This window comes from Streptomyces sp. NPDC043996, from assembly GCF_056435225.1.
Genome location: NZ_JBWKEY010000001.1, coordinates 923,828 through 949,498, shown reverse-complemented (window position 1 = coordinate 949,498; position 25,671 = coordinate 923,828). Strand labels below are relative to the sequence as shown.

The window sequence follows — 25,671 nt, the reverse complement described above, 5'->3', positions numbered from 1 at the left end:
GGGTGAGCCTAGGGTTGCCGCAGGGGGACCGCACCTCTGGGAGGCTGCCGTGCGCACGACGGCGTTCGTGGGCGTCACCGCCCTCGCCCTGACCCTCACGGCCCTGCCCGTCGCCACCGCGCCGACCGGAGCCGCCGAAGGGCCCGACCTCAAGCGCTTCTACGGGCAGAAGGTCACCTGGTCCGCGTGCACGCCCGAGAAGCAGAACCTGCCGGAGTCGGTCACCAAGAACGCGGACGTCCGCTGCGGCACCCTCACCGTCCCGCTCGACTACGCCGCCCCCAAGAAGGGCACCGTCGAGCTGGCCATGATGAAGGTGCGGGCCAGCGGCAAGAAGCGCGGCTCGCTCCTGGTGAACTTCGGCGGTCCCGGAGGGGCCGGGGTGTCCGGGCTCGCCGACGCGCTCAAGGACTTTGGGTACGTCGGCAAGGGGTACGACGTCATCGGCTTCGACCCGCGCGGAGTGGGCCTGAGCGACCCCGTCAGCTGCGGCGGCGAGCCGGAGGAGGACGAGATCGACAGCGCCGGTGACGCCGCCGCCGTCCTCGACCGGCTGCGCGCGACGGCCAAGCGGTGCGCGGAGGAGTCCGGGCCCGTACTGCCGTACGTCGGCACCGTGAACGTCTCGCGCGACATGGACGTCATGCGGCAGGCCCTCGGCGACAAGAAGCTCAACTACCTGGGCTTCTCCTACGGCACGCGGCTCGGCGCGGTGTACGCGGCGCAGTTCCCGAAGAAGGTCGGCCGCATGGTGCTCGACGGCGTGGACACGCTGACCGAGCCCGTCGACGAACAGGCGCTCGTGGGCGCCGAGGGGCGGCAGACCGCGCTCGACAACTTCCTGCTGTGGTGCACGAAGAACGCCGGATGCGTGTTCGGCGACGACTCGCGCAAGGCCCGCACGGCCATGGTGAAGCTCGTCGACGACCTCGACGCGATGCCGCTGCGCTCCACCGAGGGCCAGGAGTTCACCGGGCAGGACCTCGTGGCCGTCCTCGGCACCGCCCTCTACAGCCGCCAGGCCTGGCCCGCCCTGTCGCAGGCCCTCGGCGGGCTGCTCGCCGACGGCGACCCGCGGGCGCTGCTGCGCATGGGCGGGGCGGTGGGGCAGGCGCGTACGGATGTACGGGACGTACGGCAGGCGCGGACCGAGGTGCCCGAGGACAACTCGACCGCCGCGCTGATGGCCGTGAACTGCGCCGACGACCCCGACCGGCCCGACGCGAAGGGCATCGAGAAGGAAGTCGCCCGGTTGCAGGGCGAGTTCAAGGACGCCTCGGCCGTCTTCGGCCCGTCGATGCTGATGCCGGTCCTGTGGTGCTTCGGCCGGCCCGCGGGCACCTCGTACATCCGCGACGACGTACGGGACGTCGACACCCCGAAGCTCCTCCTGGTCGGGACGCGGGGCGACCCCGCGACCCCGTACCGCTGGACGGAGGAGACGGCGAAGCGCCTCGGGTCGTCCGCCGTCGTGCTCGACAACAAGGGCGACGGGCACACCGGGTACTTCGGCTCGAAGTGCGTGAAGGCGAAAGTGGACGCGTTCCTGCTGTACAAGCAGCTGCCGAGCAGCGGCAGTTCCTGCGCGGCCGAGTGGCGCGAGTGACGCGTTGGGCGGTCAGCGGTCAGCGGTCAGCGGTCAGTGGGCAGTGGTCAGCGGGGTGGTGTGCGCGCCGCCGTGTCCAGGCGCAGCATCGCCTCCTCGTCGGCGCTGCCCGGCTCCGCCTGGTAGGTGACCAGGCGCTGGCCGCCGGTGCGGGCCAGCTTCATCACCTCGTACGTGAGGGTCATCGGGCCCGCCTTCGGGTGCGCGAAGGACTTGACGCCGCCGCCGCGCTCCCGCACCTCGTACCGGTCCCACAGACGGGCGAAGTCCGGTGACTTCAGCATCAGTTCGCCCACGAGCGCGGTGAGCCGCGGCGAGTCGGGGTCGCGGCCGCCGACCGCGCGCAGGTGCGCCACGGAGCGGGCCACGGTCTCCTCCCACGGCACGTACAGGGCGCGGCCGACCGGGTGCAGGAAGACATAGCGCAGGACGTTGCGCTCCCGTGGCGGCCAGTCCCACAGGCCCGGCATCAGGCGGCGGCCCGGCGGGTTCGCGGCCAGCATGTCGCCGTACGGGCCGACCACGTACGCGGGCAGCGGGCGCAGCGCCTCCAGCATGCGCAGCACCGAGTCGCGGACGGTGGACTCCGTGGTGGGGTGCGGCTCGGTGAGCCGCCCCGAGGCCAGCTCGGCGAGCTCGTGCAGCCGCTCGTGGGCGTCGCCGGACAGGCGCAGGGCACGGGCCAGGGCGTCGATCACCGCCGCCGACGGGTTGGTCTCGCGGCCGCGCTCCAGGCGCGTGTAGTAGTCGACGCTCACCCCGGCGAGCGTCGCCAGCTCCTCGCGGCGCAGGCCCGGCGTCCGCCGCAGGCCCGTGCCCGCGGGCAGGCCGGCGTCCGCGGGGCGGACCTGGGCGCGGCGCGCGCGCAGATAGCGGCCGAGTTCGGTGCCGCCGGTGGTCTTCATGTGCCCATTGTCGCCGGTGGGAGGGCGTTCTGGGGGGCCGTGTCAGGGCCAGGAACACGGCGGTCTGCCGGGCGCGCGGGGGCTTGGGCAGCCTGGGCCTTGGCCGTCCCCGCCGCTCCGCGCCGGGCGGGCTCTTCGGCGCTCCGCGCCGGGGCCCTCGCCGCTCCGCGGCCCGGAGCCGTGCCGCTCCGCGGCTGAGCCCCGCCGCTCCGCGGCGTGGCTGTCCCACCCACCCGCCCTCTTCTCCGCCGCTCCGCGACGACCCCAGAACCAGGACCCCCCCCATGACCACTGCACTAACCACCCAACCCCGGCCCACCTCCACCCTCCCCCCACCCCCACCCACCCCCTCCCCGCCCTCCTCGCCTCCCTCCTCGGCTTCACCCTCATCACCCTCGACGTCTCCGCCGTCAACATCGCCCTGCCCGACATCCAGGCCTCGCTGCACGGCGGCATGACCGGCCTCCAGTGGGTCGTGGACGCGTACACGCTGATATTCGCCGCGCTGATGATCTCCGCGGGGGCGCTCGCCGACCGCGCGGGCGCGCGGCGGGCGTACGCCTGGGGGACCGGCCTGTTCACGCTGGCCTCGCTGGCCTGCGCGCTGGCGCCGGACATCGGGGCGCTGGTGGCGGCCCGCGTGGCCCAGGGCGCGGCCGCCGCCGTGGTGATGCCCGCCTCGCTCGCCCTGATCCGGCAGGCGTACGACGACGCGCGCGCCCGTGCCCGCGCGGTCGCGCTGTGGACGGTCGGCGGCTCCGCCGCGATGGCCGCGGGCCCGGTCCTCGGCGGTGTCCTGACCCAGACCGTCGGCTGGCGCGCGGTGTTCCTGCTCAACCTGCCGCTGGGCGCCCTGATCCTGGCGCTGCTCACGCGCACGGCGCCCTCGCCGCGCCGCCCGGCCCCGCTGGACGTGCCGGGCCAGGTCACCGCGGTCCTCGCGCTCGGGGGTCTCGCGTACGCGGTGATCGAGGGCGGGCACGCGGGCGCGACGGCGCCGTCGGTCCTGGCCGCGGCGGGGCTCGCGGTGGCCGCCGCGCTCGGCTTCCGCGCCGCCGAGCGCCGCCACCGCGCGCCGATGGTGCCGCCGGAGCTGCTGCGCAGGCGCGAGGTGGGCGTCTCGCTGGCGGTGGGCTTCGCGGTGAACGCGGGGTTCTACGGGGTGGTGTTCCTGCTCGGCCTGTACCTACAGGAGCTGCGGGGCATGTCGGCGGTGGCGGCGGGCCTGATGTTCGTGCCGCTTGCCGTGCTGATCACGTCGACGAACCTCGTGTCGCCGCGGCTCGCGGAGCGCGTCGGCCGCCGCCCGGTGATCGTGGCCGGTCAACTGATCCTGGCCGTGGCGATGTTCGCGCTGCTTCCGCTGGCGGAGACGACCCCGCTGTGGCTGGTCCTGGTGCTCCTCGTGCCGACGGGGATCGGCGGCGCGCTCGCCGTCCCCGCGCTGACGGCCCTGCTGATCGACGCGGTCCCCGGCCATCGCGCGGGCACGGCGTCGGGCCTGCTCAACTCCCTGCGCCAGACCGGCGGCGCCCTTTCGGTGGCCCTGTTCGGCGCGCTGATCGGCGGCGGCGGGGCGTACTCCGTGGCGGGCATGCGCCAGGGGCTCGCGGTCGTGGGCGCACTCCTCCTTGCCACGGCGGCGCTGTCGCTGTGGCGGCTGCCGAAGGGCGGGGCGCGCGGGTGACCCGGGGGCCCCGGGCGAGGAGCCCGGAGCCCGCCAGGACCCACCTAGCAGTTGCCCCGTACCGGCTTCCCCGCGAACCGGTCGGCCAGCCACTGGGCCGCGAAGGGGGACTGGGTGATGACGCCGCTGACGTGTTCGCCGAGCGGGATGGTGTGCCACTCGACGGCGGCGCCCCGGGCGCACCAGTCCGTGCGGACCTGCTTGCCGACGCGGTAGGGGATGAGTTCGTCGGCGAGCGCGTGGTAGAGGTACACCGGCGCGTCGGGCGCGCGCGTGCCGACCTGGGACTCGCGCAGGCGCTGCTGCCAGTCCGGCTGTTCCAGGGGGTTCCTCGTGGTGACGTCCTTGATGCGCGTGAAGGAGCCGATGACCGCGCCGTCGGCCACGCAGCTGTCGCGCAGCGAGCCGATGAGGGACGTGCCGCGGGGGTTGAGGTAGGACTCCAGGTCCAGCTCGGGGTACGCCGCGTTCTGGCCGATGGCGGCCATGAAGACCAGACCGGAGCCGTATGAGCCGTCGTTGAACTTGGCCACCTCCATCAGGTCGCCGGGCACGCCGCCCGTGGCCGTGCCCTTGACCTTGAGGTCGGGCGCGTAGGAGCCGTGCAGTTCGGCGGCCCAGGAAGAGGCCTGGCCGCCCTGGGAGTAGCCCATGATGCCCACGGGCGAGTCCTTGGAGAGGCCCGCTTCGGGCAGGCGGATCGCGGCGCGGGCCGCGTCGAGGACGGCGTGGCCCTCCGCGCGGCCGACGGTGTAGGTGTGGTCGCCGGGCGTGCCGAGGCCTTCGTAGTCGGTGACGGCGACGGCCCAGCCGCGCAGGGTGAGCTGCTGGATGAGGTTGGCTTCGAGGGTGGTGCCGCGTGGGAAGCCCGCGCTGGGCGCGCAGCGGTCGCCGACGCCCACCGTGCCGACGGCGTAGGTGATCAGCGGGCGCGGGCCCGGGCGTCCGTCCTGCGGGACGATGACGGTGCCGGTGACCGTGTTGGGGCGGCCCGTCGCCGTCGTCGAACGGTAGTGGATCTTCCAGGCCTTGGTGTTCGTGGGCTGGCCGGGCAGCGGGTGGAAGGCGCTGGGCTCGGTCCTGATGACGTCGCCGGGGGCGGCCGCCGCCCCGGGAGCGCTGTCATCGGATGAGGCGGATGCGGGTGCGGAGCTGAGGGTGGCGGCGGCGAGTCCGGCCGCGACCGTCACGGCGAGTCGTCTGAGGGACGTGGGCGCGTGCATGCGGCTCTCCCAACTGTGCGTGGGGCACGGAGGCTTGGGGCGTGGAGCTCGGGGCGATGCCCATTCAGTCATCCATCGGGCTCGCGGGCATCGGCCATTCAGGTGTCGACGACCGTAGTGACCCGCGAGTAAGGAGGGGTCTGACGGAAACGCTCAGCTTCGTTGACCCGGTGTGTCATCGCGGTACGCGTACCGGTACGCGCCCGGCGTCGTCCCCGTCCACCGGCGGAACGCCCGGTGGAAGGCGGTGTCCTCGGAGAAGCCGAGCCGCGCGGCGAGGTCCGCGATCGGCTCGCGGCCCTCGGCGAGGCCCGCGATGGCCGCGTCCCGCCGCACGGCGTCCTTCAACTGCTGGTACGAGGTGGACTCCTCGGCGAGGCGGCGGCGGAGCGTGGAGGGGCTGAGCGCGAGGCGCGCGGCGATCTCGCCGAGCGAGGGCAGGCGCGGCGAGGCGCGCAGGGCGGTGGCGAGCGCCCGCCGCACCTGCTCGGCGACCGTCGTGCCGTACGCGCGGCGGGAGAGCAGGTCGAAGGGGGCGCGGCGGAGCATCGCCTGGAGCGCGTCCTCGTCGCGGACCAGGGGCGCGTCCAGCCAGTGCGGGTCGAGTCCGGCGCCGGTGCGCTCGGCGCCGAAGCGGACGGGGCAGCCGAAGAGCTGTTCGTACTCGTCCTTGTGCGGGGGCGGCGGGTGCCCGAAGTCGGCCCAGCGCAGCGGGATGCGGCGGCCGATCAGCCAGCTGCACAGCCGGTGCCAGATGATGACGAGGCACTCGGCGAGGAAGAAGTCCTGGTCGAGGTCGTTGCGCACGGTGAAGACGGCGAGGTCGTCGGTGCGGGTGAGGGCGAGGTCGGGGCCGGTGGGGAACAGGCCGTAGAACGTCACCCCGCGCTCCATCGCGGCGCCCAGGTCGCGGCAGCCGAGGGTGGCGTAGCACATCATCGCGAAGGTGCCGGGGCGGCTGGGGGCGGAGCCGAGGCCGAGGAACTCGTCCTCGGTCGCCCGGTACAACTCCCGGAACAGGCGGGCGAACTGGGGGGCCGTGACGCGGGCGCGGTCGTCGCCGAGCAGCAGCGGGGGGATCTGTGCCGCCTGGAGGAGGGGCACGGTGTCGACGCCGTGCCGCTGGGCTCCCCGCAGCACGGCCCGCACATGGTGCACGGTGATCGTCCGCCTGGCCATGACCATGACGTTAGCCTCAACGCGCCTGCTCAAGAAGGGAGTGCCCGCGTGTGCGCCAGGGGTTGGCCGATTCGGCCCGGGGCGCGCGGGCGCGTGTGGTGAGCGCGCGGGTCAGCCGTGGTGGCGTTTCGGGTCATGCCGCGCGGGCGTGCGCTGTCCCTAGCGTCGTACGCATGACACCACGGCCGAACACCCTGTCCGTCCTCGCGGAGTGGGCGGCGGACCGCCACGGCGAGCTGCCCGCGCTGCGGTCCCTGCGCGCACAGGGTCCGAGGGAGGTGTCGTACGTCCGGCTGCGCGACGAGGCGCGGACGGTGGGCCGGGCCCTGATCGGCATGGGCGTCGCGCCCGGCGACCGGGTGGGGATCCTCGCCGAGACCCGCGCCGAGTGGACGTACGCGCACCTCGGGGTCCTCGCGGCGGGCGCGGTCGTGGTGCCGGGCTATCCGACGGCGGGCGCGGACGAACTGGTCTGGGTGCTCGGTGACTCGGGCGCCTCGGTGGTGCTGTGCGAGGACGCGGAGCGGATGGCCTCGGTGGAGCGCCTGCGGGGGAAGCTGCCGGGGGTGCGGCGCCTGGTGGCGATGACGGAGCCGGGCGCGTACGAGACGCTCGCCCCGGTGGCGGAGCTCCTTGAGCGGGCGGCCGGGCGCGCCCCTGACGACCCCGCGACCATCATCTACACCTCGGGCACCACGGGACCGCCCAAGGGCTGTGTGCTCACCCACGGCAACCTCGGGGCGGTGCAGGACGCGACCCTGCCGCTGATCGAGGGCGGTCCGGGCGACGCCACGTATCTGTATCTGCCGCTCGCCCACCTCCTCGCGCAGCTCATCGAGTTCACCACGCTCATCGAGGGCGGCACGCTGGTGTACTTCGGCGGCCGGGTCGAGGACGTCGTCACGGAGCTCGCCCGGGCCCGGCCGACGCATCTGCCGTCCGTGCCCCGCCTCTTCGAGAAGGTGTACGGGACGGTCCTCTCCCTGGCCGAGTCCCAGGACGGCGGCCGCGAGCGCTTCGAGGAGGCGGTGCGCGTCGGCGTCCTCGCCGCCGACGGGGCGCTGCCGCCCGGCCTTCAGGGCGCGTACGAGGCCGCCGACAAGGCGCTGTTCGCGCTGGTCAGACAGGCGCTGGGGGGCCGGGTGCGCTGGGCCCTGACGGGCGGCGCCCCGATCGCCCCGCACGTCCTCGACTTCGTACGGGCCGCGGGCATCCAGGTCTTCGAGGGGTACGGGATGACGGAGTCCGGCGGCGTCATCACGCTGAACCACCCGGGCGCCGTGAAGTACGGCACGGTGGGGCGGCCCATAGCGGGCTGCGAGGTGCGTGTCGCGGACGACGGCGAGGTCCTCGCGCGCGGCCCGAACGTCTTCCCCGGCTACCACGCCGACCCGGCGGCCACCCGGGACGCGCTCGACGCGGACGGCTGGCTGCACACCGGTGACCTGGGGGCCTTCGACGCGGACGGCTACCTCACGATCACCGGCCGCAAGAAGGACCTCATCATCACCTCGGGCGGCAAGAACATCACGCCCTCGCTCGGGGAACTGGCCGTGCAGGCCTCGCGGTTCGTCTCGCGCGCGGTCCTCGTCGGCGACCGGCGCCCCTACCCCGTCGCGCTGATCACGCTCGACGAGGAGGAGGTCACGGGGTGGGCCGACCGCGCGGGCCTGGTCCTCACCGCGCCCCTGTCGGCCGACCCGACGGTCCGCGCCCTGGTCCAGGAGGCCGTCGACGAGGCCAACACCCGCGCCTCGCGCCCGGCCCGCATCCGCGGCTTCGCCGTCCTCGACGAGGACTTCACGGTGGAGTCGGGCCTGCTCACACCGAGCCTGAAGGTACGCAGACGGGCGGTGACGGAGCGGTACGGGGACGTGGTGGAGGCGCTGTACGAGGCCTAGGACCCCGGGGCCCTACGACAGCCCGGCGAGGCGGAGCAGGGCGGTGGTGGCGGCCGCGCCGATGACCACCAGCACGAACGGTGCCCGCCGCCACGCGAGCACCCCGCCGACGAGCACCCCGGCCGGGCGCGAGAAGCCCGCGAACTCCTGGCCCTCGGCGAGCGCGCCGGTGGCGAGCAGCGCCACCAGGATCACGGCCGCCGCGGTGGCGAGCAGCTCCTGGGCGCGGGCGGGCAGCTCCACGCGGCCGTGGAGCAGCGGCCCGGCGAGGCGGAAGGCGTAGGTTCCGGCGGCGAGGGCCAGGACGCAGGCGAGCTGGGAGTTCACGAGGGGCTCCCGGCTTCGGGGCGGCGGCCCGCGACGAGCAGGCCGAGCAGGGCGAGCAGCACGGGGAGCCCGGCGGGGAGCAGCGGCGTCGCGGCCACGGCGAGCACCGCGCCCGCGGCCGCCGCGCGCCGGGCCCCGTCCGTGGCGTCCCGCAGGACGGGCAGGACCAGGGCGACGAGCATGGCGGGGAACGCGGCGTCGAGCCCGAACCGCGCGGTGTCGCCGAGCGCGGACCCGGCGAGGGCGCCCGCGAACACGCTGAGGTTCCACGCGGCGAACAGGCCGAGCCCGGAGATCCAGAACGCGGCCCTGCGCCGCGCCGGGTCCGGCTGGGCCAGGACGAAGGCCGCCGTCTCGTCGGTGACCAGGTGCGCGCCGACGAGCCGCGCGGGCCAGGAGCGGCCGATGCTGCCGGCGACGGCGAGGCTGAAGGCGGCGGTGCGGGTGTTGAGCAGAAGCCCGGTCGCGGCGGCGGCCGCGGCGCCCCCGCCGGAGGTGAGGATGGCGACCGCGCTGAACTGGGCGGAGCCCGCGTACACGAGCAGCGACATGGTGACCGGCACCCACACCGGCAGGCCCCCCGCCACGGCGATCGCGCCGAAGGAGACCCCGACGACAGTGTCGGCGAGCAGGACGAGGCCGATGTCCCGCAGGACGCCGGAGGGCAGATCGGAGAGACGGACGAACCCGGTTGTTCGTTCTGCCGGGTCGCCCGTTCGGTGTATCGAACGCATGCGACGTAGAATGAGCCAGGGAGATTGCGTTCGTCAAGGCGAACGATTCGTCTCGCACACCGAACAGCCAGGTCGCCAGAGTGAGGACGAACCGCATGACTGAGGGCACGGGAAGCGGCGCGGGCGCCCCCGGGGCGCCCCGTGAATGGGTCGCGGCGGCGCTGCGCCGGGAGCGGGCGCGCGCCGGGCTCTCCCTCTCCGAGCTGGCCAAGCGCGCCGGAATCGCCAAGTCCACGCTGTCCCAGCTGGAGGCGGCCACCGGCAACCCCGGCATCGAGACGGTGTGGGCGCTCGCGGTGGCGCTCGGCGTCCCGTTCAGCGCGCTCACCGAGTCCGCGGCGCCCTCGGTGACCGTGATCCGCGCGGGCGAGGGCCCGACGATGCACGCCGAGCGCTCCTCGTACGCGGGCACCCTCCTGTCCGCGGGCCCCTCCGGAGTCCGCCGCGACATCTACCACGGAGCCCTGGAGCCCGGCCCGGCGCGCGAGTCGGACCCGCACAACCCCGGCGCGATCGAACACCTGATCGTCAGCACGGGCACCCTCCTGGCGGGCCCCCAAGGCGACCAGGTCGAACTCCACCCCGGCGACTACATGTCCTACCGAGGCGACGTCCCCCACACCTACGAGGCCCTGACCCCGTCAACGACGTTCATCTTGATCATGCAACACCCCTAGCCCCCGGTCAGGCGACAGTCCTAGCCCGTCCGGCACCCGAGTCCAAGCCGCGAGCAGGCGACAGCCCAAGCCCGTCCGGCGTTTGAGGACGAGCCGCGAAGCGGCAATGATCAAGCCGGTCCGGCGCTTGAGGACAAGCCGCGAAGCGGCAAAAACCGGGCCCACCAGACCAAGGCAGGGGGCACCCCGGGGCCCACCCCCGGGCCTGGTCAAGGCGCCCCCGCCAGGAAAAGGCAGGAGCCCCGTCACCCCCGCCGAAGCGGGAGGCGCGGGGCTCCTTGGGTACTGCTTCCGTCCGGATCGAGCCGCCCTTATGGGAGGATCAAGCCGCCCTTACTGGGGGGTGACGTTCTCCGCCTGCGGACCCTTCGGGCCCTGCGTGACGTCGAAGGTCACGGCCTGGTTCTCCTCAAGGGAACGGAAACCGTTGGCGTTGATCGCGGAGTAGTGCACGAAGACGTCGGGGCCGCCGCCTTCCTGGGCGATGAATCCAAAGCCCTTTTCGGCGTTGAACCACTTCACGGTTCCGGTAGCCATAAGCCCTCCTTGGGCCAAAGGGTTGCCCTGCTCCAGAACCTGCGATTGTTGAAACAACTGCAAAAGTCTGAAAACGACGAGAGCCCGCGGGTCACATGCTCCGCAGGCTCTGTACTGCAAGGGAAACCAAACTGCAACTTGCGGTGAGCTTAGCACGCAGGAGCCGAGAAGCAATAGGGATCAAGATCACGTCACCCGGAGGTTTGACGCCCTCTTAAGGACGGTTGACGTGAGCCCCGGCCGGGCCCCGGCGCCCGGACCGTAGCGCGCGAGGGCTAGCCTCACCGATGTGGACAATTCTCCCGCTGACACCTCGAGCGGGGCGGGAGCCGACCGGCTCCCCAGCTCCCGCCGCACCGCACGGCCGCGCGTCGGCCACATCCAGTTCCTGAACTGCATGCCCCTGTACTGGGGCCTCGCGCGGACCGGCACGCTGCTCGACTTCGAGCTCACCAAGGACACCCCTGAGAAGCTCAGCGAGCAGCTGGTGCGCGGCGAGCTCGACGTCGCGCCCGTCACGCTGGTCGAGTTCCTGCGCAACGCCGATGACCTGCTCGCCTTCTCCGACCTGGCCGTGGGCTGCGACGGCCCGGTCATGTCGTGCGTGATCGTCTCCCAGGTGCCCCTCGGCCAGCTGGACGGGGCGCGGGTGGCGCTCGGCTCCACCTCGCGCACCTCCGTGCGCCTGGCGCAGCTGCTGCTCGCCGAGCGGCACGGCGTGCGTCCCGACTACTACACGTGCCCGCCCGACCTCGGCCTGATGATGCGGGAGGCGGACGCCGCCGTGCTCATCGGGGACGCGGCGCTGCGCGCGAACCTCATCGACGCGCCCCGGCTCGGCCTGGAGGTCCACGACCTGGGCCAGATGTGGAAGGACTGGACGGGCCTGCCGTTCGTCTTCGCGGTGTGGGCGGCGCGGCGCGACTACGCGGAGCGCGAGCCCGAGGTCGTCAGCGCCGTGCACAAGGCGTTCCTCGCCTCGCGCGACCTGTCCCTGGAGGAGGTCACGAAGGTCGCCGAGCAGGCCGCGCGCTGGGAGGCCTTCGACGCGGGCGTCCTGGAGCGGTACTTCACGACGCTCGACTTCCGCTTCGGCGCCGCGCAGCTGGAGGGCGTCACGGAGTTCGCCCGCAGGGTGGGTCCGACGACGGGCTTCGCCGAGGACGTACGGGTGGAACTGCTGCGGTCATAGCGGCCGGGCCGAGCCGGGCCGGGCCGGGCCGAGCCGCCAGAAGGGCCCCAAGCCGCCGGACCGCCAGACGGCCCGGCGGCTCGGCGCCTCAGGAGCTGGGCACCGGGCCCCGCATCTTCTGGCTGATCCACTGGATGGGCCCGTCGCCCATGCCCGGCACGTACGAGCGGGCACTGTGGCTGCCGCCCTCGATGACGTGCAGCCGGGTCTTGACGGGGCCCTTGCCGTACTTCTTCATGAACGCCCGCAGGTTCGGCTGCCCGGACTCCTTGGTGCCGACCTGGAAGGCGATGTCGACCTCGGGGCCCCCGTGGCGGATGAGGCGCTCGGCGAGCCGCCCCGGGTCGTTGGCGCGCCGCTGCGCCTCGTGCCCGCGCCACAGCGGCGAGTCCGGCACGGTGTCGGGGCCGGAGGCGATGACGGCCTTGAACTTCTCCGGGTGCCGCAGCACGGACTTCAGCCCCACGAAGCCGCCCGAGGACGAGCCCATGAACCCCCAGCCGTCGCGGGACTTGAAGGTGCGGAAATTCGCCTTCACGAAATCCGGTACGTCTTCGGTCATCCAGGTGCCCATTTTCGGCTGCCCCGGTATGTCACTGCCGTCGTAATAGAACTTGTCGTCGGGATTGAGCACCGGCATCACCACAATGAACGGCAGGCTCTTGCCGGTCTTCGACCACGCGGCGATGGAGCTCTCCAGCTTCAGGTCCGTGCCCATCCAATAGTTATTGGGGTAGCCGGGTCCGCCGGGCAGCGCGATGAGGACGGGGAAGCCGCTGCGCGCGTACTTCGGATCGAAGTACTGCTTGGGCGCCCAGACCCAGACCTTGCCCGTGAAGCCCGACTTCCCGCCCTTCAGGGTGGTGACGCCGATCTTGGTGCCGTCATCGAGCGTGCTCTCGGTGGTGAACGAGGCGCGGGGGCCGGTCGGAAGGCGGGTGTCCTTGGCCGCGCTATTGCCGTTGCCATGGTGTTCGCCCTTGGAGCCCTGGCCCGTCGGCGTGGACGCCTTCGGACCGTCGAAGCTCATGGGCTTGCCCTGGTCGGAGGAGGAGCAGCCGCCGAGGAGGAGCGCGGTGGCGAGCGCGGCGGCGGCGACGGGGACGGTGGTGCGGCGGACGTTCATGTGACCTCGATGGACCTGGGGAGCGGACCGTGTCCGTACGGCGAACGCGGGACGAGCCGGAAGCGAACGCAGAGTGGACAAGGAGGGCAATACGGTCAATTACGCCTGTCTAGAGGGAGAAACCGGGGCCCGGGTTCCCGGGGTCGTAGGCTGATCCATGGCACCGGAACGCGTACGGCGCACAGGGGGAGGCCTTCGCGATGCAGCCGCTCGAACCGGACGAGCCCACGGTCATCGGGCCCTACCGACTGCTCGGCCGCCTCGGCTCCGGCGGCATGGGCCGGGTCTACGTGGGACGCAGCGCGGGCGGCCGTACGGTCGCGGTGAAGATCGTGCACCCGCACTTCGCCCTGGACGACGAGTTCCGCGCCCGCTTCCGGCGCGAGGTCGCGGCGGCCCGCCGGGTCGGCGGCGCCTGGACGGCGCCGGTCCTGGACGCGGACCCCGAGGCGCGCGTCCCCTGGGTCGCCACCGGCTACGCCGCGGGTCCCTCGCTCACCGAGGCGGTACGGGAGACGGGCGCGCTCCCCGAGCACACCGTGCGGGTCCTCGGCGCGGGCCTCGCGGAGGCGCTCGCCCAGGTGCACGGCCTCGGCCTGGTGCACCGCGACGTGAAGCCGTCGAACGTCCTGCTGACCCTGGACGGCCCCCGTCTGATCGACTTCGGCATCGCCCGCGCGACGGACGGCACGGCCTCGCTCACCTCCACCGGCGTCTCCATCGGCTCGCCCGGCTACATGGCGCCCGAGCAGATCCTCGGCAAGGGCGTCACCGCCGCCGCCGACGTCTTCTCCCTGGGCGCGGTCCTCGTCTACGCGGCGACGGGGGAGACCCCCTTCCCCGGCGACTCCTCGGCGGCGCTGCTCTACAAGGTCGTCCACGAGGAGCCCCAGCTGGGCGCGCTCCAGGGCGAGGTGCGGGAGCTCGCCGCCGCGTGCCTGGCGAAGGACGCCGCCGCGCGCCCCGCCCCCGACGAACTGGCCCGCCGCCTCGCGCCCGAAGGCGCGGGCCCGCTGGTGGCGGCGGGCTGGCTGCCGGGGCCGCTGGTGGAGCGGGTCAGCCGGAGCGCGGTGCGGCTGCTCGACCTGGAGGCGCGGGACGGTACGGGGCAGGTGGCGGCGGAGCCGGAGTCCGGCCCGGTGTCGTTCGCGGGGCCCGCGGTGGGCCCGGCCCCGGGCGCGCAGGAGCCTTCCGCGGCGGGCGTGTTCGGCCCGCCGGACCCGTCGTACGGCGCGCCGGGGAGCCAGGCGTACGGGCACGCGCCCGGAGACCGCGTGCCCGGTGACCACGTGCCCGCGCAGGCGGCCGCGCCGCACGACGCGGTGCCGGGTGCCCCGGCGGCGCCCGGCAAGCTCACGCTCTCGGTCGCGGCGGCGGCGACCCCGGCGGCGCCCGACGGCCGGGGCCGCAGGGTGAGTTGCACGGTCGCGCTCGCGGTCGCCGGGGCGCTCGCCGCCGTCACCGTGGGCGGGGCGTTCCTGTTCTCGCTGCTGCCGGGGTCCGGCTCCGACGACTCCGCCGACACCGGGGCGCGCCCGCCCGCGGCGTCCAACGAGCCCCACGGCACCGGGGACGCCGGCGACGGCCAGGACGGCGCCGTGCCCGCGCGCTATCTGGGCCACTGGCGCGGCAAGGCCTCCGCACAGGACGGCCTCGTACCCCTCGGCACCTTCGACGTCACCGTGCGGCAGGTGCCGAAGCCGGGACAGCGCATCGGCACGGTGACGCAGACGGACCCCATCGGCGCCAAGTGCGTCGACGTCCTCACCCTGAAGTCGGCCACCAAGAAGGAGCTGGTCGCGACGGGCGTCGGCGCCGAGTCCAACGGCGGCCAGTGCTCCCAGGCCTCCCACACGGTGCGGCTGCGCCCCGTGGGAGCGGAGCTGGAGTACACGTCCGTGGACCCGAAGGCGGGCGATCCGCAGGCCCGCTTGAAGCGGGTCAAGGGCTAGGGCTAGGGCTAAGGCATCGGCCACCTGGGCGCCCGGCTCTGCCACGCCCCGTCCGCGTACTGGTGGGCGCGCGACGGCGTCGGCATCATGGGGCGATGCCGAGTGATGACGGTCACACAGATGGTCACAGAGAACACGGAGATCGCGGAGAGCACGGAGATCACAGGGAGTACGGGGAGTACGGGGAACGCGGGGAGTACGGGGATCGCCGGATCGCGCCCCCCGGCCAGGCCGACGAGCGGGTCATGCTCAGCGCCTTCCTCGACTTCCAGCGCGAGACGCTCGCCCTCAAGTGCGCGGGTCTGACCCCGGCTCAACTGCGGCGCTGGGCGGTGCCGCCCTCCTCGCTGAGCCTGCTGGGCCTGGTGCGGCACCTGGCCGAGGTGGAGCGCGGCTGGTTCCGGTGCGTGCTGCTCGGGGAGGCGGACAAGCCCCACTGGCCGGGGGAGGCGGGGGCGGCGCGGTGGGACGTCGACGACGCCGACGTGGCCGAGGCGTTCCAGGTGTGGCGCGCCGAGTGCGAGCGCTCCCGGGCGACCGTCGCGGACGCGCGCGACCTCGACGCCACCGGCTCCCACGGCGGCGTCACGTACTCACTGCGGCACATCCTCACGCACATGATCGAGGAGTACGCCCGCCACAACGGCCACGCCGACCTGCTGCGGGAGCGGATCGACGGGGCGACGGGGGAGTAGCCGGACGGAAGCGGGCCCGGCCGCGCGGCGGCCGGGCCCGCCTCGCTCAGCCGCGGGCCAGGGCCCGCTTCACGCGCTTCGCCGACGCCGAGTCCCCGAGCGACTTCCACAGCTTCGCCGAGCTCACCGAGGTGTAGACGCCGGGCGCGCCCTGGTCGCCGCAGCCGTCGCCGTACGAGACCACGCCGATCTGGATGGGCGCGGCGCGGCCGGGCACCTTGCGGAAGATGGGGCCGCCGCTGTCGCCCTGGCAGGAGTCCTTGCCCTCGACGCCCGCACAGAAGTTGACCTTGGAGTCATAGCCGTCGTAGCTCGTCCGGCACTCGCCGTGGGACAGGATCGGCACGCGCACCTGGCGCAGCCGGTCGGGCGTGTACGTCAGGTCGGTGTCCGTGTTGCCCCACCCCGCGACCGTGGCCTTCTGGCCCGGGCGCAGCAGGGAGTCGGTGCCCTGGGTGGGGAGCTTGACGGCGCTGATGCCCCGCACGGGCTTGCTCAGCTGGATGAACGCCACGTCGTAGGCGTCCTTGCCCTGGAGGTAGCGGGGGTGGACGACGATGCCGCGCTTGGCGACGTTGCGTATCTGGCCCTGCTTGGCGTTCGACAGGACCGTGCGGCCGATCGCCGTCTGGATCGACTTCGGCTTGACCGGCTTGCCGGTCTCGTCGTCGACCAGGCAGTGCGCGGCCGTCATCACCGTGTCCGGGGTGACGAGGCTGCCGCCGCAGAACTGGCGGCTCTTGACGCTGCCGGGGCCCTTGTCGAGGACGGCCACCATGAAGGGGTAGGCGTCGTTGGAGACCTCGGTGCCGCCGACGATGGCGTGGGCGGCGGGGGCACCGGTGGCGACCATCGCGAGGGCGGCGGCGCCCGCGAGGCCCGCGGCCGCGGCGCGCTTCTTGCGGGTGAGTACGTGGTGGTTCATGGGGGGTTGGTCTTCTCTTTCGCCGTGGTGTCGAAAGCGGGTGCTTCCGGGCGCGCGCGCCTCCGGGGGACTCCCGGGACCGCGCGTGCTGATCAAGGAGAGGGCGTACGGGGGGCGCGGGTTCACCAGTCCGTGGGCGCCGCGCCATCAACTTCCGGACGCTTTTGGACACTTAGGGCATCTTGACGGGCTCCAGGGCTGCGGGGAGCACTCATTGACCCTCTGTCTTATCCACAATCGCGGGTTTGTCCACAGCCGCTGCCGGGATGCGGGGCGCGTCCGTACGATCACATGACGTCAAGGCCTTCCGGCCCCAGCCCTCGACCTTCGGGATGGCCATGCTGCCGCTGATCCTCGCCGGAGCCCTGTGGGGCGCGCTCGCCGGACTCGTGCTGCCGCGCGCGGTGTATCGCTTCTCGGTCCCGCCCGAAGAGCCCTGGCGCGGCCGCTGCCCGGACGGCGAGCACACGATCAAGGGCTGGCTGGGCCCCGCCCGATGCCCGGACGGGGTGCGGTACGGGCCGCGGCCCGGCGGGATAGCCCTGGCCGCGGCGGCGGTCTCGGCCGCGCTCGCGGCGGCCACGGGCCCCCGCCCTGAGCTCGCCGTGTGGCTGCTGCTCACCCCGCCCGCCGTGGTGCTCGTGCTCGTCGACCGCGCGGTGCTGCGGCTGCCGAACGTGCTGACGCTGCCCCTCGCGGCGGCGGCCCTCGCGCTGCTCGGCGCGGCCGCCGCGCTGCCCGGGCACGGCGGTTCCTGGAGGGGCGCCGCGCTCGGCACGCTCGTGCTCGGCGGCGGCTATTTCATAATGTTCCTGATCAAACCGGAGGGGATGGCGTTCGGTGACGTCAAGCTGGCGCTCGCCGTCGGCGCGGCCCTCGGCTGGTACGGCTGGGGGGCGCTGGTGCTCGGCACCCTCGCCGCATTCCTGTGCTTCGGGCTGTACGGCGGCTGGCTCGCGATAGCGCGCGGCCTTGGCCGGAGGACGCCGATAGCCTTCGGCCCGTTCCTGCTCGCGGGGGCGCTGGCCGGGGTGCTCATCGGGGCGCACGCGGCCTGAGGGACCGCCGGAGCCCGGCCGCCGTCCCGCGCCCGCTCCCACCGGCGGACGGCCGCGAGGCCTGGCGTACGCTGAAGAAGATCTGCCCCCTTTATGGACCTTACGAAAGGGACGCCCCGGTGACCGAGAAGGCCGACCTCCAGTCCGTGCTCGACCGTGCCGCCGAGGGTGGGCGGATCACTCCCGAGGAAGCCCTCGACCTGTACCGCGACGCTCCGCTGCACGCGCTCGGCGCCGCCGCCGACGCCATCCGCCGCCGTCGGTACGCGGGCGTCGAGCACATCGCGACGTACATCATCGAGCGGAACATCAACTACACGAACGTCTGCGTGACGGCGTGCAAGTTCTGTGCCTTCTACGCCGCCCCGAAGGACACCAAGAAGGGCTGGACGCGCGACCTCGAGGACATCCTGCGCCGCTGCGCGGAGACCGTGGAGCTCGGCGGCACGCAGATCATGTTCCAGGGCGGGCACCACCCGGACTTCGGCGTGGAGTACTACGAGAAGCACTTCGCGGCCATCAAGAAGGAGTTCCCGCAGCTCGTCATCCACAGCCTGGGGGCGAGCGAGGTCGAGCACATGGCCCGCATCTCCAAGGTGTCGGTCGAGGAGGCGATCCAGCGGATCAACGCCGCCGGGCTCGACTCCTTCGCGGGCGCGGGCGCCGAGCTGCTCCCGGCGCGCCCCCGCAAGGCCATCGCGCCCCTCAAGGAGTCCGGCGAGCGCTGGCTGGAGATCATGGAGGCCGCGCACAACCTGGGCGTGGAGTCCACCTCCACCATGCTGATGGGCACGGGCGAGACGAACGCCGAGCGCATCGAGCACCTGCGGATGATCCGCGACGTACAGGACCGGACGGGCGGCTTCCGGGCCTTCATCCCGTACACGTACCAGCCGGAGAACAACCACCTCAAGGGCCGCACGCAGGCTTCCCTCTTCGAGTATCTGCGGATGATCGCGATCGCGCGGATCTTCCTGGACAACGTCGCCCACATCCAGGGCTCCTGGCTGACCACCGGCAAGGAGGCGGGCCAGATGACGCTGCACTACGGCGCGGACGACCTCGGCTCGGTGATGCTGGAGGAGAACGTGGTCTCCTCGGCGGGTGCCAAGCACCGCTCCAACCTGCGCGAGATGATCGACATGATCCGCACCGCCGACCGCGTGCCCGCGCAGCGCGCCACGACGTACGAGCACCTGGTCGTGCACGACGACCCGGCGAACGACCCGGTCGACGAGCGCGTCGCCTCGCACATCTCCTCCACGGCGATCGAGGGCGGCACGGCCCACCCGGAGCTGAAGCTCCTCGCGGCCAACTAGCCTCGCGTGAGGGCCAGTTGCTGACAGTTCACCACGCGCGCGCGGTCCGGCCCGCCCCCTCGGGGGCGGACGCCGTCGTCGTCGACGGCGCCCGGATCGCGGCCGTCGGGCCGTACGAGGAACTGTGCGCGGCGTACGGCGAGAGGGCCCGGGTCCGGCGCTGGGACGGCGTCCTGACCTCCGGCCGCCACGAGCCCGACGCCCTGGCGCTCCTGGAGCGCGCGTACTGGCCCGACCCGCGCGAGGCCGACGAGCTCGGCACGGACCCGCTGACCGGCGCGGCCCTGGAACGGCTCGGCATGACCGACACCCGCTGGGGCCACAGCGCCCGCCGCGGCCTGCAGCGCCTCCTCGCCACCGGCACCACCACCCTGGCGGGCCCCTTCACCCACCCCGCGGTCCGCACGGCCGTCACCCGTTCAGGCATCAGGGTCACCACCACCCCACCGCGAGCCCCCCTCTCCCCGGGTTCCCCCGCAGACTTCGCGATCTTCACCGAGCCCGAAACCTGCCTGGCCACGGCCATCGAGGGCCGCTTGGTCTTCCGCCGCAGATAAAGGCATGGGGCCAGGGGGCGCCCCAAAGGGGCGCGGGGAACGGCGCGAGCAACCCAACACAACCCGCACCCGCTGGAAGCCCGAGGCGGCACCCCCTACCGCGACGGCCGCCGCAGATAGCAGGACGGGCCCACCAGAGCGCCCCGAAGGGGCGCGGGGAACGGCGCGAGCAACCACACGCGACCCGCACCCGCCAAGAACCCCCAGGGGGCAGACGCTCCCGCGCACAGCCCGCCGCAGGCGAAGGGCGCCGCCAAGCAAGAAGACCGGCCTGACACAATAGGCCGGGTGACCCGCGCATCCCTGGACAAGCAGCCGCACGAAGTCGCCACGATGTTCGACGACGTCGCGGAACGGTACGACCTGACCAACGACGTGATCTCGCTCGGGCAGGCCCGGCTGTGGCGCAAGGAGGTCGCCAGGGCCGTGGACGCGCGCCCCGCGCAGAAGGTCCTCGACCTCGCCGCAGGGACCGCGACCTCCTCGCAGCCCTTCGCGCGCGCCGGCGCGTACGTCGTCCCGTGCGACTTCTCGCTCGGCATGCTGCGCGTCGGCAAGCAGCGGCACCCCTGGATGCCGTTCACGGCCGGGGACGCCACGAAGCTGCCGTTCAAGGACGACACCTTCGACGCCGTCACGATCTCCTTCGGGCTGCGCAACGTCCACGACACCGACGCCGCGCTGCGCGAGATGCTGCGCGTGACCCGCCCCGGCGGCCGCGTCGTGATCTGCGAGTTCTCCGAGCCCACGTGGGAGCCGTTCCGCACGGTCTACATCGAGTACCTGATGCGCGCCCTGCCCCCGGTCGCCCGCACGGTGTGCTCCAACCCGGACGCGTACGTCTACCTCGCCGAGTCCATCCGCTCCTGGCCCAACCAGCCCGAGCTCGCCGCGCGCCTGACCGGCGCGGGCTGGTCCAAGGTGGCGTACCGCAACCTGACCGGCGGCGTCGTCGCGCTGCACCGGGGCTTCAAGCAGGGCTGAGCGGGACCGGCCCGCGGGCGGGCGAAGGGTCTTTCTCCGTACTTCAGTTGACGGGAACCGTCAGTTGGAGAAGATGTGTCAGTTGATATGTCCCGGCCACGTTGCGTGGTCGGGACATAACGGTCGGCGCTCACCGGCCCGTCCCCTGACGATCTCCTGAAGACGGAGCGTTCCGATGTCGTCGCACTGCCCGCACTGCGGGGCACCCACCCCTGACGAGGCCCGCTTCTGTATGAGATGCGGGCGGGAACGGCCTCCGGAGGACGCCGCCGCCGAGGACAGCGCCGCCGAGGACGCCGCCCCGCAGGACGCCTCCGACGGCCCGTCCCACCCCAAAACACTGGTAGTTCCCCCTACCCCGGAGGCCCCGCCCGCTCTGGCGGCCCCACCGACCCCGGCAGCCCCACCGACTCCGGCGGCCCCGCCCGCCCCGGCGGTCCCGGCAACCCCGCCGCCTCCCGGCCAAGCCCCGGCCCCCGCCGCACCCGCACCCGCACCCGCCCCCACCCCCGTCGGCGCCTTCTTCGGGCGGGTCGTGCGCGGTGACTGGGCCGGGGCCGCGCAGGCCGCCCTGTGGCCGGTCGTGGCGCTGCTCGTGTCGGCCGTGGCGTGCGCCGTCCCGACGTACGGCCAGGACGACGAGGACTTCGTCGGCTTCGGCGACCGGCTGCGGATCGCCTTCGCCTTCGTGCTGCAGGCGGTGGGCGGCAACCCCGAGCTCACGCGCAGCGAGGACCGGGGCATCGACAGCGCCTCGGACTCCGTGGTCGACGGCACCTTCTCGGTGCACCTGATGCCGCTCACCGTGACCGCCCTGTTCATCGGGGCCGTCGTCATCGGCGCGCGCGTCCTCAGGAACCGGCTGCGGCAGCGCGGCCAGAGCCTGCCGGGAGCGACGGCGGGCCTGGAGGCCGCCGTCCGCGTCGCGGTGCTCACCGCGCTCGGCGTGCTCGTGCTCGCGCTGTTCGGACAGCCCGAGATCCAGGGCACCGAGGTGTCGTCGGGGGCGCTCCTCGCGACCCTCGGCGCGCTCGCGCTCACCCTCGCGGTCTCCGCGGCCGTGCTCCAGCGCGACAGCTCGGCGGCCTGGCTGGCCGCCCGCCCCGGCGCGCTCGCCTTCTCGCGCGCCCTGGGCACAGCCCTGCGCGCCCTGGTCGTCGTGCTGATCCTCGCCTCGGTCACCGGATACCTCAGCGTCACCCAGATCGACGCCTTCAACGGCTCGTCCGACGTGTCGGTCTCGGATGTCTCTGACGTCTCGGACGAGGGGATCTCGCCGTACTTCTTCCTGCTCCTCGTCCTGCCGAACCTCGGCATCTGCACGCTCGGCCTCGGCTGGGGCGCGCCGCTGAAGTCCAAGGCGGGCGGCGAGTCGCGGTTCGGCGACGACTACGAGCGCGAGTCCTTCGGCCTGTCCAAGCTGGCGGACCTGGTCAACTCCGGGGCCGTCGTGGGCGCGTTGGCGCTGGGCCTGGTGTGCGCGCTGGTGATCGGCGTCCTGGCCACGCGCCGCTGCGTGCGCCGGGGTGAGCAGATCCTGGCCGCGGGCATCTGCTTCGCGCTCATCCTGCTGCTCGCGGCGCTCGGCGGCCTCAGCGTCGATACGACCGCCAAGGAGCGCGGCTTCGGCGGCGACACGGCCACCAGCACGTTCGAGGCGGGCGTGAGCCTGCCGGACCTGCTGCTGTTCGGCCTGTTGTGGGTGGCCGGGGCGGTCCTGGTCGCGGTGGTGTTCACGGCGCGCGGGACGGGGGTGCCGCCGGGGCCGGTTCCTCCCGTGCCACCAGGCGCCCCGGGAGCCCCGGGAGCCCCGGGAGCGCCAGGAACTCCGGGTGCGCCCGTGGCGTACGCCGTCCCGGCCCCGTACGCCCCCACCCAAGGCGTCCTGATGCCACCGGCCGCCCCCGCGCGGCAGCGCGGCCGCGTCGGCGTGTGGGCCGTCACGCTGGCCGTCGCCCTCCTGGCGGGCGGCGGTGTCACGGCGGGCGTCGTCGTCTGGCAGGAGAACCAGGAGAGTTCCGACGGCGGCTCCAGCGCGTCCGGCGGCGGGGGCAAGCACGAGGGGTCCGCCGCGAGCCGCACCGATGAGCCGCGCGAGGACCCGCCGGCGGCGACCACCGAGCCCACCGAGCCCACCGGCCCTGCGGACGACGACAAGAGCGGCGCGACCGGCGGGGGCGAGGAGACCGTCGGCGACGACGTCGTGCCCTCGGGCTCCGAACGCGTGCGGGACCCCAAGGGCTTCTCGTTCGCGGCGCCACAGGGCTGGAGCCGCAAGGCGGGCGACAACCCGACGCAGTCGACGTACGCGGCCGCCAACGGTCCTGAGAACTTCCTCGTCGGGGTGATCCCGAACGCCGACTACACCTCCCTCGGGAACCTCACGGACATGGAGGAGCACGCCGAGAAGGACCCCGACAAGTCCGACTACCAGCGCGTCCGCCTGGAGGGGAACACCTTCCGGGGGCACTCCGGCGCGGTGTGGGAGTACACGTACACCGACCGCGCGGACCGCACGATCCACGCCATCAACCAGAGCTACATCGCGGACGACGGCACCGAGTACGCGATTCAGCTGTCCTGGCGCGAGAGCGTCTGGCCCGCCGGACACGGCGCGCGCACCCACCGGACGGCGCTCAACACCTGGCGCGTCACCGAGTGACCGCGCGGGCCGCTCCCGGAGCGGCCCGCGCGCCCGCTCACCGCGTGGCCGCGCCGTCCAAAGCCGCCCGCAGGGGCGCCTGCAAGACCTCCCGCGCCCCCTCCCGCGCCCCCGGCTCGTCGAGCTCCCGCTGGAGTCCGCCGCCCGACGGGTGGGGCAGCAGCGGCTCGCGCACGCCCGCGCCGCCCCCGCCCTCCTGCGGCCCGAGGTCGAACCACACGGTCACGACGGCGCCTCGCGGGACCTCGGTGTCCGGCGGCGGATACTGCCGCACCACATAGTCGAACGGCAGGTCCAGGGCGTCGGACCGGTCGCCCGCGACGAGGAGCAGATCGAAACCCATGGCGGTCTCTCGCGCGTCCATCGCCATCAGCCCCACGAGGCGCGGCACGCGCACTTCCGGCGGCCCGGCGTGCCCGGGTGTCTTCGGCACAGGCGTCACCCCCCAGCGGTATGGGCAGGGTAGCCCCGCCGGGGCCGACCACAACCCCGTGCGGAGCCCGTCCCGTTACAACGTGAGCCGGTAGCAGTAGGCCTCGTGGTCCGAGCGGGGCTTGGCGACCGTCTCCTCGCGCCGCATGCCGAGGCGGTCGGCCACCGCCATCGACCGCTCGTTGCGCACGTCGATCACGGCGACCACGGACGGCACGCCCACCGCCCGCAGCCGCGCCAGGGTCTCGCGGGCCGCCGCGGTCACATAGCCGCGGCCCCAGGCCCGGCTCGCGAGCCGCCAGCCGATCTCGATCTCGCCCTTGGGGCCCCACTCCCGCGGCCACGGCTGGGCGCCGGTCAGACCCACGGGCTCGCCGTCCGGGTCGAGCACGGTCCACAGGCAGAAGCCGAGTTCGGCGTCGTGCCGCCGCTGGCGCGCGGTCAGCTCCTCGTACACGAACAGCTCGGAGGACACGCCGTTCCCCACGAACTCCATGACCGCGGGGTCGTCGAAGAGCCGGTGCCAGACGACGGCGTCCTCGTCGGTGGGGACGCGCAGCCGCACGTCCACACGGCTCATGTCGCTCAGCTCGCTCACAAGTGGCCCTTCGGCTGGTTGATCAGTACCGCCTCATAGACTGCCCTCATCCCGTGCCCGTCGGCACACTGATTTCGAGCCTTGGGGAGAACCCGCCGTGACCGAGCCCCTCTCCGAAAACTCCGCGGACGTCATCGTCGTCGGCGCCGGGCCAGCCGGTTCGACGACGGCGTACTACCTGGCGAAGGCGGGGCTCGACGTACTCCTCCTGGAGAAGACCGCTTTCCCTAGGGAGAAGGTCTGCGGCGACGGTCTGACACCGCGCGCCACCAAGCAGTTGGTGGCCATGGGAATCGACATCTCCGAAGAGGCCGGCTGGCTGCGGAACAAGGGGCTCCGCATCATTGGCGGCGGCGTACGGCTCCAGCTGGATTGGCCGGATCTCGCCTCTTACCCCGACTACGGACTCGTGCGGAAGCGCGACGACTTCGACGAGCAGCTCGCCCGCCAGGCCCAGAAGGCGGGCGCGCGGCTGTACGAGCGGTGCAACGTGGGCGCCCCGATCGTCGACGACCGCACCGGCCGCATCACCGGCGTGGAGGCCAAGCTGGGCGAGGAGAAGACGCCGGTCACCTTCCACGCGCCCCTGGTCGTGGCCGCCGACGGCAACTCCTCGCGCCTTTCCCTCGGGATGGGCCTGCACCGCCGCGAGGACCGCCCGATGGGCGTCGCCGTGCGCACGTACTTCACCTCGCCGCGCCACGACGACGACTACCTGGAGTCCTGGCTGGAGCTGTGGGACCGGCGCGGCGCGCAGGACCGGCTCCTGCCCGGCTACGGCTGGATCTTCGGCATGGGCGACGGCACGTCGAACGTCGGCCTCGGCGTCCTGAACACCTCCGCCGCCTTCAAGGAGCTGGACTGGCGCGAGATCCTCAAGGCCTGGTGCGCCTCGATGCCCGAGGACTGGGGCTACACCCCCGAGAACATGACGATGCCCATCCGCGGCGCCGCCCTGCCGATGGCCTTCAACCGCCAGCCGCACTACACCAAGGGCCTGCTCCTGGTCGGGGACGCGGGCGGTCTCGTCAACCCGTTCAACGGCGAGGGCATCGCGTACGCCATGGAGTCCGGGCAGATCGCCGCGGACGTCATCGTGCAGGCCCTGGCCCGCGCCACGCCCGCCCAGCGCGAACTGGCCCTGCGGAACTACCCGAAGACCCTCAAGGAGACCTACGGCGGCTATTACACGCTCGGCCGCGCCTTCGTGAAGCTCATCGGCAACCCGAAGGTCATGCAGATCGCCGCCCAGCGCGGCCTCACGCACCCGCTCCTGATGAAGTTCACCCTCAAGATGCTCGCCAACCTCACCGACCCGACGGGCGGCGACGCGATGGACCGCATCATCAACGGCCTCAGCCGAGTGGCCCCCAAGGCGTAAGCGCCTCCGAAGGG

General features: G+C 73.3%; 23 protein-coding genes and 1 pseudogene. 14 read left to right on the top strand and 10 right to left on the bottom strand.

Annotated features, from left to right (window positions below; all coding sequences use genetic code 11):
- Positions 1 to 49: 49 nt before the first annotated feature.
- The gene (locus AC07A4_RS04335) at positions 50 to 1,606 is read left to right on the top strand and encodes an alpha/beta hydrolase (RefSeq protein WP_478592631.1); all 1,557 of its coding nucleotides are present in this window, start codon (positions 50 to 52) and stop codon (positions 1,604 to 1,606) included.
- 47 nt (positions 1,607 to 1,653) lie between these two features.
- On the opposite strand, the gene AC07A4_RS04330 is transcribed toward AC07A4_RS04335, so the two are convergent.
- Positions 1,654 to 2,511 carry a helix-turn-helix domain-containing protein gene (locus AC07A4_RS04330; RefSeq protein ID WP_478592628.1) on the bottom strand — a complete coding sequence of 286 codons (858 nt, stop codon included), beginning with the start codon at positions 2,509 to 2,511 and terminating at the stop codon, positions 1,654 to 1,656.
- 388 nt (positions 2,512 to 2,899) lie between these two features.
- Between AC07A4_RS04330 and AC07A4_RS04325 the strand changes: the two genes are divergently transcribed.
- Positions 2,900 to 4,198: an MFS transporter gene (locus tag AC07A4_RS04325; protein ID WP_478592946.1), complete on the top strand. Its 1,299-nt coding sequence runs from the start codon at positions 2,900 to 2,902 to the stop codon at positions 4,196 to 4,198.
- Positions 4,199 to 4,242: 44 nt separating this feature from the next.
- On the opposite strand, the gene AC07A4_RS04320 is transcribed toward AC07A4_RS04325, so the two are convergent.
- Both AC07A4_RS04320 and AC07A4_RS04315 read right to left on the bottom strand, forming a co-directional pair.
- Positions 4,243 to 5,421, bottom strand: coding sequence for a lipase family protein (locus AC07A4_RS04320; protein ID WP_478592626.1), 1,179 nt, complete (start codon positions 5,419 to 5,421; stop codon positions 4,243 to 4,245).
- Positions 5,422 to 5,574: 153 nt separating this feature from the next.
- A complete protein-coding gene (locus tag AC07A4_RS04315; protein ID WP_478592623.1) occupies positions 5,575 to 6,600 on the bottom strand; it encodes an AraC family transcriptional regulator in 1,026 nt (341 codons plus the stop codon).
- 173 nt (positions 6,601 to 6,773) lie between these two features.
- On the opposite strand from AC07A4_RS04315, the gene AC07A4_RS04310 reads away from it, so the two are divergent.
- The gene (locus AC07A4_RS04310; RefSeq protein WP_478592621.1) at positions 6,774 to 8,501 is read left to right on the top strand and encodes an AMP-dependent synthetase/ligase; all 1,728 of its coding nucleotides are present in this window, start codon (positions 6,774 to 6,776) and stop codon (positions 8,499 to 8,501) included.
- Between the two features lie 12 nt (positions 8,502 to 8,513).
- On the opposite strand, the gene AC07A4_RS04305 is transcribed toward AC07A4_RS04310, so the two are convergent.
- A complete protein-coding gene (locus AC07A4_RS04305; RefSeq protein ID WP_478592619.1) occupies positions 8,514 to 8,828 on the bottom strand; it encodes an AzlD domain-containing protein in 315 nt (104 codons plus the stop codon).
- Entirely contained in the window at positions 8,825 to 9,562 is a 738-nt protein-coding gene (locus AC07A4_RS04300; protein WP_478592616.1) for an AzlC family ABC transporter permease, read from the bottom strand. Before AC07A4_RS04300 ends, AC07A4_RS04305 begins: the two co-directional genes overlap by 4 nt.
- A 95-nt stretch (positions 9,563 to 9,657) precedes the next feature.
- Here AC07A4_RS04300 and AC07A4_RS04295 point away from each other — a divergent pair, with 95 nt between their 5' ends.
- A complete protein-coding gene (locus AC07A4_RS04295; protein ID WP_478592614.1) occupies positions 9,658 to 10,239 on the top strand; it encodes a helix-turn-helix domain-containing protein in 582 nt (193 codons plus the stop codon).
- Positions 10,240 to 10,572: 333 nt separating this feature from the next.
- Here the strand turns inward: AC07A4_RS04295 and AC07A4_RS04290 are convergent, their stop codons facing one another.
- On the bottom strand, positions 10,573 to 10,776 hold the full coding sequence (locus AC07A4_RS04290; protein ID WP_266600482.1) for a cold-shock protein: 204 nt from the start codon (positions 10,774 to 10,776) through the stop codon (positions 10,573 to 10,575).
- 379 nt (positions 10,777 to 11,155) lie between these two features.
- Here AC07A4_RS04290 and AC07A4_RS04285 point away from each other — a divergent pair, with 379 nt between their 5' ends.
- Entirely contained in the window at positions 11,156 to 11,968 is an 813-nt protein-coding gene (locus tag AC07A4_RS04285; RefSeq protein ID WP_478592943.1) for a menaquinone biosynthetic enzyme MqnA/MqnD family protein, read from the top strand.
- Positions 11,969 to 12,056: 88 nt separating this feature from the next.
- Here the strand turns inward: AC07A4_RS04285 and AC07A4_RS04280 are convergent, their stop codons facing one another.
- Positions 12,057 to 13,094 carry an alpha/beta hydrolase gene (locus AC07A4_RS04280; protein WP_478592610.1) on the bottom strand — a complete coding sequence of 346 codons (1,038 nt, stop codon included), beginning with the start codon at positions 13,092 to 13,094 and terminating at the stop codon, positions 12,057 to 12,059.
- A gap of 200 nt (positions 13,095 to 13,294) precedes the next feature.
- Here AC07A4_RS04280 and AC07A4_RS04275 point away from each other — a divergent pair, with 200 nt between their 5' ends.
- Positions 13,295 to 15,046, top strand: a complete 1,752-nt coding sequence (locus AC07A4_RS04275) for a protein kinase domain-containing protein (protein WP_478592607.1) — start codon at positions 13,295 to 13,297, stop codon at positions 15,044 to 15,046.
- Between the two features lie 245 nt (positions 15,047 to 15,291).
- A complete protein-coding gene (locus AC07A4_RS04270; protein ID WP_478592605.1) occupies positions 15,292 to 15,741 on the top strand; it encodes a DinB family protein in 450 nt (149 codons plus the stop codon).
- 46 nt (positions 15,742 to 15,787) lie between these two features.
- On the opposite strand, the gene AC07A4_RS04265 is transcribed toward AC07A4_RS04270, so the two are convergent.
- On the bottom strand, positions 15,788 to 16,666 hold the full coding sequence (locus AC07A4_RS04265) for a S1 family peptidase (protein ID WP_478592602.1): 879 nt from the start codon (positions 16,664 to 16,666) through the stop codon (positions 15,788 to 15,790).
- A 332-nt stretch (positions 16,667 to 16,998) separates the two neighbouring features.
- On the opposite strand from AC07A4_RS04265, the gene AC07A4_RS04260 reads away from it, so the two are divergent.
- From AC07A4_RS04260 to AC07A4_RS04235, 6 genes and pseudogenes are all read left to right on the top strand, one after another.
- Positions 16,999 to 17,724 carry a prepilin peptidase gene (locus AC07A4_RS04260; protein WP_478592941.1) on the top strand — a complete coding sequence of 242 codons (726 nt, stop codon included), beginning with the start codon at positions 16,999 to 17,001 and terminating at the stop codon, positions 17,722 to 17,724.
- 119 nt (positions 17,725 to 17,843) lie between these two features.
- Positions 17,844 to 19,043, top strand: a complete 1,200-nt coding sequence (gene mqnC, locus AC07A4_RS04255; protein ID WP_478592599.1) for a cyclic dehypoxanthinyl futalosine synthase — start codon at positions 17,844 to 17,846, stop codon at positions 19,041 to 19,043.
- A gap of 17 nt (positions 19,044 to 19,060) precedes the next feature.
- Positions 19,061 to 19,600: an imidazolonepropionase-like domain-containing protein gene (locus tag AC07A4_RS04250; RefSeq protein WP_478592596.1), complete on the top strand. Its 540-nt coding sequence runs from the start codon at positions 19,061 to 19,063 to the stop codon at positions 19,598 to 19,600.
- A 288-nt stretch (positions 19,601 to 19,888) separates the two neighbouring features.
- Positions 19,889 to 20,584, top strand: coding sequence for a demethylmenaquinone methyltransferase (locus AC07A4_RS04245; RefSeq protein WP_478592594.1), 696 nt, complete (start codon positions 19,889 to 19,891; stop codon positions 20,582 to 20,584).
- A 175-nt stretch (positions 20,585 to 20,759) separates the two neighbouring features.
- Positions 20,760 to 20,828, top strand: a pseudogene (locus tag AC07A4_RS04240) (zinc-ribbon domain-containing protein); the annotation flags it as partial.
- Between the two features lie 291 nt (positions 20,829 to 21,119).
- Positions 21,120 to 23,246: a hypothetical protein gene (locus AC07A4_RS04235; RefSeq protein WP_478592961.1), complete on the top strand. Its 2,127-nt coding sequence runs from the start codon at positions 21,120 to 21,122 to the stop codon at positions 23,244 to 23,246.
- Between the two features lie 37 nt (positions 23,247 to 23,283).
- On the opposite strand, the gene AC07A4_RS04230 is transcribed toward AC07A4_RS04235, so the two are convergent.
- Positions 23,284 to 23,616, bottom strand: coding sequence for a PASTA domain-containing protein (locus tag AC07A4_RS04230; RefSeq protein ID WP_478592939.1), 333 nt, complete (start codon positions 23,614 to 23,616; stop codon positions 23,284 to 23,286).
- A gap of 138 nt (positions 23,617 to 23,754) precedes the next feature.
- Positions 23,755 to 24,258: a GNAT family N-acetyltransferase gene (locus tag AC07A4_RS04225; RefSeq protein ID WP_478592937.1), complete on the bottom strand. Its 504-nt coding sequence runs from the start codon at positions 24,256 to 24,258 to the stop codon at positions 23,755 to 23,757.
- A 115-nt stretch (positions 24,259 to 24,373) separates the two neighbouring features.
- Between AC07A4_RS04225 and AC07A4_RS04220 the strand changes: the two genes are divergently transcribed.
- Entirely contained in the window at positions 24,374 to 25,657 is a 1,284-nt protein-coding gene (locus AC07A4_RS04220; RefSeq protein WP_478592591.1) for a geranylgeranyl reductase family protein, read from the top strand.
- Positions 25,658 to 25,671 lie beyond the last annotated feature (14 nt).

What these genes read in the sequence shown, in the direction of transcription:
- AC07A4_RS04280 (WP_478592610.1), bottom strand. Translation starts at nt 13,094, where the DNA reads ATGAACGTCCGCCGCACCACCGTCCCCGTCGCCGCCGCCGCGCTCGCC.
- AC07A4_RS04315 (WP_478592623.1), bottom strand. Translation starts at nt 6,600, where the DNA reads ATGGCCAGGCGGACGATCACCGTGCACCATGTGCGGGCCGTGCTGCGG.
- AC07A4_RS04310 (WP_478592621.1), top strand. Translation starts at nt 6,774, where the DNA reads ATGACACCACGGCCGAACACCCTGTCCGTCCTCGCGGAGTGGGCGGCG.
- AC07A4_RS04275 (WP_478592607.1), top strand. Translation starts at nt 13,295, where the DNA reads ATGCAGCCGCTCGAACCGGACGAGCCCACGGTCATCGGGCCCTACCGA.
- AC07A4_RS04330 (WP_478592628.1), bottom strand. Translation starts at nt 2,511, where the DNA reads ATGAAGACCACCGGCGGCACCGAACTCGGCCGCTATCTGCGCGCGCGC.
- AC07A4_RS04300 (WP_478592616.1), bottom strand. Translation starts at nt 9,562, where the DNA reads ATGCGTTCGATACACCGAACGGGCGACCCGGCAGAACGAACAACCGGG.
- AC07A4_RS04260 (WP_478592941.1), top strand. Translation starts at nt 16,999, where the DNA reads ATGGCCATGCTGCCGCTGATCCTCGCCGGAGCCCTGTGGGGCGCGCTC.
- AC07A4_RS04225 (WP_478592937.1), bottom strand. Translation starts at nt 24,258, where the DNA reads ATGAGCCGTGTGGACGTGCGGCTGCGCGTCCCCACCGACGAGGACGCC.
- AC07A4_RS04295 (WP_478592614.1), top strand. Translation starts at nt 9,658, where the DNA reads ATGACTGAGGGCACGGGAAGCGGCGCGGGCGCCCCCGGGGCGCCCCGT.
- AC07A4_RS04270 (WP_478592605.1), top strand. Translation starts at nt 15,292, where the DNA reads ATGCTCAGCGCCTTCCTCGACTTCCAGCGCGAGACGCTCGCCCTCAAG.
- AC07A4_RS04320 (WP_478592626.1), bottom strand. Translation starts at nt 5,421, where the DNA reads ATGCACGCGCCCACGTCCCTCAGACGACTCGCCGTGACGGTCGCGGCC.
- AC07A4_RS04230 (WP_478592939.1), bottom strand. Translation starts at nt 23,616, where the DNA reads ATGGCGATGGACGCGCGAGAGACCGCCATGGGTTTCGATCTGCTCCTC.
- AC07A4_RS04265 (WP_478592602.1), bottom strand. Translation starts at nt 16,666, where the DNA reads ATGAACCACCACGTACTCACCCGCAAGAAGCGCGCCGCGGCCGCGGGC.
- AC07A4_RS04290 (WP_266600482.1), bottom strand. Translation starts at nt 10,776, where the DNA reads ATGGCTACCGGAACCGTGAAGTGGTTCAACGCCGAAAAGGGCTTTGGA.